At 71.0% G+C, this 5,282-nt stretch carries 3 protein-coding genes; all 3 read right to left on the reverse strand.

The features are described from left to right. Nucleotides 1-77: 77 nt before the first annotated feature. The 3 genes from AOK08_RS37260 to AOK08_RS37270 are packed head-to-tail and all read right to left on the reverse strand — an operon-like array spanning nucleotide 78 to nucleotide 5,145. Nucleotides 78-3,593, reverse strand: coding sequence for a 5-oxoprolinase/urea amidolyase family protein (locus AOK08_RS37260; protein WP_055534347.1), 3,516 nt, complete (start codon nucleotides 3,591-3,593; stop codon nucleotides 78-80). After that, the gene (locus tag AOK08_RS37265) at nucleotides 3,590-4,324 is read right to left on the reverse strand and encodes an urea amidolyase associated protein UAAP2 (protein WP_241827258.1); all 735 of its coding nucleotides are present in this window, start codon (nucleotides 4,322-4,324) and stop codon (nucleotides 3,590-3,592) included. The genes AOK08_RS37260 and AOK08_RS37265 overlap by 4 nt, the downstream gene beginning before the upstream one ends. Beyond that, the gene (locus tag AOK08_RS37270; RefSeq protein ID WP_055534348.1) at nucleotides 4,321-5,145 is read right to left on the reverse strand and encodes an urea amidolyase associated protein UAAP1; all 825 of its coding nucleotides are present in this window, start codon (nucleotides 5,143-5,145) and stop codon (nucleotides 4,321-4,323) included. Before AOK08_RS37270 ends, AOK08_RS37265 begins: the two co-directional genes overlap by 4 nt. Nucleotides 5,146-5,282 lie beyond the last annotated feature (137 nt).

Raw genomic sequence — 5,282 nt, forward strand, 5'->3', positions numbered from 1 at the left:
GGGGGCAGCGCCCCCGAGGACGGGACGGGAACGGGTAGGGGCGGCGGGGGCGAGGAAACTGCGTCGGCCGCGTCTCGTCAGGTGCTCGGAGTCAGCACCATCAGTGCTGTGCCCGCCTCCACCTGGGCGCCGGGTCTGGTCAGGATCTGGTGGACGACGCCGGATATCGGGGCGTGTACCCGGGACTCCATCTTCATCGCCTCCAGGGCCAGGAGCGGTTGGCCCGCTGTCACCTCGTCGCCCTGCGACACGTTCAACTGCCAGACCGATGCGGCGAATTCGGCCTCGATCAGGTGACCCCCGGCGGGAACACTCACCTCGGGTGCGGCGGCGGGAGGTGCCGTTGCCGCGTCCGCCCTGGTGAACTCGCCCGCCGCCTCCCAGGCATCCCGCTCCGCCGAGAACGCCGCGCCCTGGCGGGAGCGGAACTCCGCTATCGGTTCGGCGTTCTCCGTCAGGAACTCCTCGTACTCCGCCAGGGAGAACACGCCCTCCTCGATGCGCGGGACGAAGCGGCCCGAGACGATGTCGGCGCGCAGTTCAAGGAGTTCGTCAGGCTCGACGGCGTACCACTTGATGCGGTCGAAGAACCGCAGCAGCCACGGCGAGCCCGGCTCGAACGCGCCGCGCTGCTGCCAGCCCGACCACACCTGGGTCGTACGGCCGACGAACTGGTAGCCGCCGGGACCTTCCATGCCGTAGACGCACAGGTAGGCGCCGCCGATGCCCACCGAGTTCTCGGCCGTCCAGGTGCGGGCCGGGTTGTACTTCGTCGTCACCAAGCGGTGGCGGGGGTCCAGGGGGGTGGCGACGGGTGCGCCCAAGTAGACGTCTCCCAGGCCCAGTACGAGGTACTCCGCCTCGAAGACCGTGCGGTACACGTCGTCCACCGAGGCCAGGCCGTTCACTCTGCGGATGAACTCGATGTTCCACGGGCACCAGGGGGCGTCGTCGCGAACTCCCGCCATGTAGCGGGCGATCGCCTCGCGGGTCGCCGGGTCGTCCCAGGAGAGAGGGAGGTGGATCGTGCGGGAGGGGACCGTCAGGCGGTCCGCGGGGGGCAGAGCGGTCGCGGTCTTCCGTACGGTGGTGAGGAGGTCCGACTGGGGCAGGACCTTCGGGTTCACCTGGATCTGGAGCGAGCGGATGCCCGGGGTCAGGTCCGTGACTCCGTCCAGGTCCAGCTTCGTCACCGCCTCCATCAGGGCGTGGACGCGCATCCGGAGTGCCAAGTCCAGTTGCATCGGGCCGAATTCGACCAGCAGGTTGTCGTCGCCGCTGCGGCGGTACGTGATGTCGCCGTCCCTGGCCAGGATGCCGCCGTCGACGATCGGCGCCCGCCGTACGCCCGTTGTGTCCACGGGTGCGAAGCGGACCGAGTCGCCGGGGCGCAACTGGCCCAGTTTCCAGCGTTCCGTGCTGAGGACGGTCGCCGGGCACACGAAGCCGCCGAGCGAGGGGCCGTCCGGGCCCAGCAGCACCGGCATGTCGCCGGTGTAGTCGACGGCGCCCACGGAGTACGGCGTGTCGTGGATGTTGGACGGGTGCAGGCCCGCCTCACCGCCGTCGGTGCGCGCCCAGCGAGGCTTGGGACCGACCAGCCGTACTCCCGTGCGGGCCGAGTTGAAGTGGACCTTCCAGTCGGCCGCGTAGAAGTCGTGGATGTCCTCCTCGGTGAAGAACTCCGGTGCCGCGTGCGGGCCTTCGACCGCACCGAGGTGCCAGGTGGATGTGAACTCCGGGCGGTCCCGCGGAGCGACGGGCCTCGCCGACTCCGTCATCTCCCCGCCGTGCAGGACATCGCCCGTGCGCAGCGTCCTGCCCCCGTGGCCACCGAATCCGCCCAGCGTGAAGGTGGCCGCGCTGCCCAGGAACGGCGGTACGTCCAGGCCGCCGCCCGCGAAGAGGACGTACGTCCTGAGGCCCTGTTCCGTCGGGGCGCCGATCGCCAGTACCGCACCGGCCGGTACCGTCACCGGCTCCCACTGGGCGACCGGCGAGCCGTCCAGCGTGACCGGTGCCGGGGCCCCGGTCACGCACACCGTCGTGGGGTGCGTGAACCTCAACGACGGGCCCTGGAGGGTGCATTCGAGGCCGGGGGCGCCCTCGTCGTTGCCCAGGGCGCGGTTGCCCAGCCGAAACGAGCGGTCGTCCATCGGGCCGCACGGCGGCACGCCCACCTGCCAGTAGCCGATGCGGCCCGGCCAGTCCTGGACCGTCGTCAGTGTTCCTCCGGAGACCACCTCGATGCGCGGAGTCGGATCGGTCACGGTGGTGAGGGTTGTCGTCGAGTGCGTCGCGGTGCGGAAGGCGGGGTTCGCCAGCGCCGCCCGTACCAGACCCAGGTTCGTCTCGATGCCGTCGACCCGGGTGCGGGCCAGCGCCTCGTCCAGGCGGCACAGCGCGTCCTCCCGGTCGGTGCCGTACGCGATCACCTTCGCGAGCATGGGGTCGTACGACGTGGTCACCTCGGTGCCCCTCTCCACCCAGCCGTCGATCCGTACCCCGGCCGGGAACTCCACCCGTGTCAACAGGCCCGCGCTGGGCCGGTGTTCGCGGGAGGGGTCCTCCGCGTAGACACGGGCCTCGACGGCGTGACCTCGGGGACCACCCGGCTCCCGTACGACATCCCGCTCGCCTTGGGCCAGGCGCAGCATCCAGGCGACGAGGTCGACGCCGTAGATCTCCTCCGTGACCGGATGTTCCACCTGGAGCCGGGTGTTGACCTCCAGGAAGTACGCCTCCTCGCGGGCGGCGTCGTACACGAACTCCACCGTTCCGGCGGAGCGGTAGCCGACCGATGCGCACAAGTCGCGTGCGGAGGTCGCCAGTTGGGCCCGGATATGAGGCGGAAGCCCGGGTGCCGGGGCCTCCTCCAGCACCTTCTGGTTGCGGCGCTGGAGTGAGCAGTCGCGGTCGCCGAAGGTGACGACCCGGCCCTCGCCGTCGCCGAAGACCTGCACCTCGACATGGCGGGCGTGTTCGACGAGCCGTTCCAGGAAGACTCCGGCCGAGGAGAAGGAGGCGGCGGCCACGCGCTGCACCCGCTCCCAGGCGTCGGCAAGTTCGGCGGCCGACGCGCAGGCCGACATGCCGATTCCGCCGCCCCCGCCGGTCGCCTTCAGCATCACGGGATAGCCGATGGCGGCGGCCTGCTCGTACGCCTCGTCGAGGGAGGCCAGGAGTCCCGTGCCGGGGGCGAGGGGCACGCCCGCCGCCTCGGCCGCCGCCCTTGCCGTGTGTTTCGCGCCGAACAGTTCCAACTGGCTCGGCGTCGGTCCTACGAACACGATCCCCGCGTCCTCGCAGCGCCGCGCGAAGTCCGCGTCCTCGGACAGGAAGCCGTACCCGGGATGGATCGCCCCCGCGCCCGTCACCTTGGCCGCCGCCAGCACCAGATCGGCGTTGAGATACGACTCCTTCGCGGGCGCCGGACCGAGCCGCACCGCCTCGTCGGCGAGCCGGACGTGCGGGGCCGAGCGGTCGGCGTCGGAGTGGACCGCGACCGTGCGCAGGCCCAGCTCGCGTGCCGTACGGATGACGCGTACGGCGATCTCGCCCCGGTTGGCGACCAGCAGCGTGTCGAAGGTCATTCCGTGCCCGCCCCGCTGCCTGTTCCGCTCCCTGTCCCGCTCCCTGTCCCGCTCCCTGTCCCTGTCCCGCTCCCTGTCCCGGTCCCTGTCCTGGTGTCCGGCTCGGTGATGGTCATCTCCACCGCCGTCGGGTCGAATCCGTTGCAGGGGTTGTTGATCTGGGGGCAGTTGGAGACGAGGACCAGGACATCGCGCTCGGCGCGGAGCGTGAGCGAGAGGCCCGGCGCCGAGAGGCCGTCCACGATGCCGAGCGTGCCGTCCTTCTCCACCGGCACGTTCATGTACCAGTTGATGTTGGACACCAAGTCCCTTTTGCCCAGGCCGTGTTTGGCGCCCTCGGCGAGGAAGTTGTCCACGCACGCGTGCTGCGACCAGGTGTGGTGGCCGTAGCGCAGGGTGTTCGACTCCTTGGAGCAGGCGCCGCCGACCGTGTCGTGCCGGCCGACGTCGTCGGCGACCACCGTCATCAGGGGCGTGTGCTCGTTCGACATCAGGACGCTGCCCGTGGTCAGGAAGACGCCGCCCTGCGCGTGGATGGTGTCGGGCGCGCTGTAGCGCACGGACGTGTCGTGGGCGTCGTACACGAGGAAGTCCACGGCCTGGTTGCCGTGCAGGTCGGTGATGGTCAGCGTGCCGCCGGCGCGGACGACGGACGACCAGGCGGCGCGGGCGGGAACGACGGCCTTCCGGGCATTCGGCCGGATGTCTGGCTGGACGGTCGGCGTGCTCATGCGAGCCCCCTCGCGGTGAGGAATTCGGCGGTGTTCAGGAACGCTCGGCGGCCCTCGGGTGTGGCCTCCCACACGGGGTCGCCGGGGCGGGTCGCCTCCGCGCGCCAGGCCAGCACCTCCAGGGGAGTGCTGACGTAGTCCTCGCGCGGGTCGGCGGGGTGCGGGACGTTCGCGATGAGCACCGTGACGTCCTGCTCGGCGCGCAGCGTCACACTGCCGCCCGGTCCGGCCGAGCCGGTGAAGTCGAGGGTGCCGTCCTCCCGTACCGCCACGCCCTGGAAGAAGGAGAGCGAGGGTGGCAGATCGCGCGGCTGGAGGCCGTTCTTGGCGGCGGCCAGCTTGAACAGTTCACGGCCGGCGGGGGAGGGCGACTGCGGGGTGCCGTCGCCGTAACGGGTGGTGTTGCGTACGAGGGTCGAGGTGCCGCACAGCGCGTCGTGGCGCCCGGAGGTGTCGGCGATCAGGGTGGCGAGGACGCGGCCCTGGTCGGACAGGAGCAACTGGCCCTCGCCGAGGTAGGCGTTCCACTGGACCTTGACCGTGTCGGCGACGTTCAGCCGTTCCCAGGGCCGGTCCGCGACGAAGAGCAGCAGATGGGCGCAGGCGTCGCCGCGCAGGTCGGTCAGGCGCAGCTCGGTGCCGCGGGCCAGCACGCGGTGCGTGTAGTTGCCGCCCGCCACCGTCTCCGCCCACACCAGATGGCCGGCCTCGCAGGGTGGCGCCGGCCAGTCGGCGGCCGGGACGACGGGCATGGCCTCGGCCCGGGCGCCCTCCTGGGCACGGGCGTGGTCGCGGGCTCCGTACGTGGTCGATGTCCCCATCGAGGGTCCTCCGGCTCCGAAGTGGTACTTCCTGTGGACCTGTTTCTGAAACTGCTTCTGGAACTGGTTCTGAGCCGGTTCTGCACTGGTTCCGGAACCGGCCCGGTGTCTAATTTCTGTCGCGCGACAGAAATTAG

Source organism: Streptomyces graminilatus, from assembly GCF_001418565.1.
GTDB lineage: Bacteria > Actinomycetota > Actinomycetes > Streptomycetales > Streptomycetaceae > Streptomyces > Streptomyces graminilatus.

Excerpts from the sequence above, each read along its gene's own strand:
- AOK08_RS37265 (WP_241827258.1), bottom strand. The coding sequence starts at position 4,324 with ATGAGCACGCCGACCGTCCAGCCAGACATCCGGCCGAATGCCCGGAAG.
- AOK08_RS37270 (WP_055534348.1), bottom strand. The coding sequence starts at position 5,145 with ATGGGGACATCGACCACGTACGGAGCCCGCGACCACGCCCGTGCCCAG.
- AOK08_RS37260 (WP_055534347.1), bottom strand. The coding sequence starts at position 3,593 with ATGACCTTCGACACGCTGCTGGTCGCCAACCGGGGCGAGATCGCCGTA.